The organism is Phyllobacterium sp. P5_D12 (assembly GCF_054049495.1).
Map to the genome: position 1 here is coordinate 1 of NZ_JBFUMG010000585.1, position 2,668 is coordinate 2,668.

Here is a 2,668-nt window from a genome sequence, read left to right on the forward strand (position 1 = left end):
CCCTTAGGCAGGGTAACAGCAGAAATATGGATCGAGTCGCCGATCTGCGTGCCAGTGAGATCGATTTCAATCGCGTCTGGAATAGCGTTAGCTGGGGCATGAAGTTCAATATCGTGACGAACGATGTTGAGTACGCCACCGCGCTTGATACCAGGCGAAGCTTCCTCGTGGAGGAAGTGGATCGGTACATGCACGTTCACCATGGACTTGGCCGATACGCGCAAGAAGTCGACGTGTACTGGCTTGTCACTGACTGGATCAAGCTGGAAGTCCTTGGGTAGGACCTGAATCGACTTGCCGTCCAGAAGGATGTTGGCAATCGTCGTCTTGAAACCGCCGCCGTGAATCTTGTAGTACAGCGTCTTGTAGTCGAGGGTAATAGAGACTGGCGCCTGCTTGTCACCATAGATGACAGCTGGCACTTTACCGTTGCGGCGAATTTCCCGGGAGGACCCCTTACCAACCCGTTCGCGCGCCTCGGCCTTGAGCTCGTATGCTTCGCTCATGGCAATTCCTTTCGAGGTTCAAATCTGGAGTGTTTTTTGAGGCCAGTGGATGGCTGTTCAAAAAACATGAAGCGGTCGCACGCTCACCCGCAACCGGATGAAATGACCGCTCCATTCCGCGTTGCCTCCAAGGGTGTCTACGCGGATGGCGGCTCTATAACGGAAAGGCGACAGATGTGCAAGTTTGTTGCTTGAGCAGGGGCAGACAGTTCCGGAGATTAATCGAAAAGGCTGGAAACAGACTCTTCCGAGGCCGTTCGCGAGACGGCTTCGCCGATCAGATCGGAAATCGACAGCACTCGAATATTGGGTGCAGCTTCAATGGCAGGGGTTGGCTGAATGGAATCGGTAATGACTAATTCCTTGAGCTTCGAACTGGCGATACGGGCGGCGGCCCCGCCAGATAGTACGCCGTGCGTGATATAGGCGGTGACGCTGGTCGCGCCCTTTGCAAGAAGCGCTTCGGCCGCGTTGCATAACGTACCGCCAGAATCGACAATATCGTCGAACAACAGGCAATCCTTGCCGCGCACATCACCGATGACATTCATGACTTCGGACTCGCCGGGACGATCACGTCGCTTATCAACGATGGCGAGCTGTGCATCTATGCGTTTTGCCAGAGACCGGGCGCGTACAACACCGCCGACGTCGGGCGAAACGACCATGACATTCGACTTGCCGTAATGTGCGCGGACATCGCGGGCAAAGACCGGAACAGCATAGAGATTGTCGGTCGGGATATCGAAGAAGCCTTGAATCTGGCCAGCGTGCAGATCAAGTGTGAGGACGCGATTTGCACCTGCTTCGGTGATCAGATTTGCCACTAGTTTTGCGGAAATTGGCGTGCGTGGGCCAGGCTTACGATCTTGACGGGCATAGCCGAAATACGGAAGAACGGCTGTGATACGTTTTGCCGACGAACGGCGGAACGCATCGATCATGATCAGCAATTCCATCAAATGATCGTTTGCCGGAAAAGAAGTCGACTGCATGACGAAGACGTCCTCGCCTCGAACGTTCTCCTGAATCTCGACGAAAATCTCTTGGTCGGCGAAACGGCGGACGCTGGCCTTGCCAAGAGGGATATTGAGATATTTGGCAACAGATTCGGCAAGAACCCGATTGGAATTGCCCGCGAAGAGTTTCATGCCGTATTTTCTCCACGTCTTTTTCAGAGCGCAGCCAAAGTAAAGGGTATGGCGGGCCTTTTACTGCCCCTGACGCACATTGCAAGCGGGCACGCTAGATTCATACACAATTCAGCGAGAATATCGCCTTAAACGTGTAAATATGTCACGTCTTGGTGCCTGATACCCATGTCATATAACCTTGGATAGCCTTGTCAGCGATGCCTTCCATAACCTTCGGGGGGACGGTGCTCCACGGGTCAGTTCCTCCTCCAGGTACCTTTTCTTGACCCTGTATCCGGTGCAGACGTGTGCCGGCTGGATCAAGTACATCCCATACGTAGATGATCGTCGTCTGGTTGCCATCGGGGAGAGCAGAAAAGTAGCCCTTCATGATGTGCGTGTTGTCGGTGTCGCCGGCTGTGCCGAGCGTGATGCCTTTTTCCTTGGCAAGTGCCGACAGACGTTGCGATAGTGGCGTAGCCGCAGCGATAGGTGCGCCTACAATGGGTGCAAACCGCAACTTTGCCGTGGGCTGGGCGCTCGGCTTCCCGGTCTGGGTGGCCCCAGATGCCGTTGTGGTTGTGTTCGAGGTTGCGGGACCGGTGCCCGGTGTGGCCGTTGCTTGTGCATTTGTGCCCGCTGAAGCGCCTGGTATTGCGGTGGCTCCCGGCGCGGGTGGTGTTGTCTGGCTTCCTTGTGCTGGGGGTAGATCAGCTTTGGTAACGCCAATAGGGGACTCTGAACTATTACACGCTGTAAGTGTGATACCGGCCAGGACGACGAATACACATGTCAGTGAGTTGCGAGACTTCATTTACTCAAACCCCGTCATGAGTCACCACTGTGCTCATTTGCAAGCAAAAACAGACAAAAGTTTTATTTTACGATCAAGTCAAGAGATTGGCGGGAAAGCGGCTCCGCCTGACCATTGGTGGTAAGGTAGGTACGGCCAAGCGTCATGGCCGTATTGCTGTCGGAGTCCATGATGATCATGTGAGCAAACAGTGTCATATCGGGCTGGATACGTTC

3 protein-coding genes and 1 pseudogene are annotated in these 2,668 nt (G+C 54.4%); all 4 read right to left on the reverse strand.

Annotated elements, in window-relative coordinates:
* On the reverse strand, positions 1-506 hold a 506-nt coding region (locus ACXJ5O_RS23840; RefSeq protein WP_457302068.1), incomplete at its 3' end, for a 50S ribosomal protein L25/general stress protein Ctc.
* 218 nt (positions 507-724) lie between these two features.
* Entirely contained in the window at positions 725-1,657 is a 933-nt protein-coding gene (locus ACXJ5O_RS23845) for a ribose-phosphate pyrophosphokinase (RefSeq protein ID WP_114430386.1), read from the reverse strand.
* 145 nt (positions 1,658-1,802) lie between these two features.
* Positions 1,803-2,453, reverse strand: coding sequence for a hypothetical protein (locus ACXJ5O_RS23850; RefSeq protein ID WP_224511706.1), 651 nt, complete (start codon positions 2,451-2,453; stop codon positions 1,803-1,805).
* Between the two features lie 62 nt (positions 2,454-2,515).
* Positions 2,516-2,668, reverse strand: a pseudogene (locus ACXJ5O_RS23855) (M24 family metallopeptidase); the annotation flags it as partial.

Excerpts from the sequence above, each read along its gene's own strand:
- ACXJ5O_RS23845 (WP_114430386.1), bottom strand. The coding sequence starts at position 1,657 with ATGAAACTCTTCGCGGGCAATTCCAATCGGGTTCTTGCCGAATCTGTT.
- ACXJ5O_RS23850 (WP_224511706.1), bottom strand. The coding sequence starts at position 2,453 with ATGAAGTCTCGCAACTCACTGACATGTGTATTCGTCGTCCTGGCCGGT.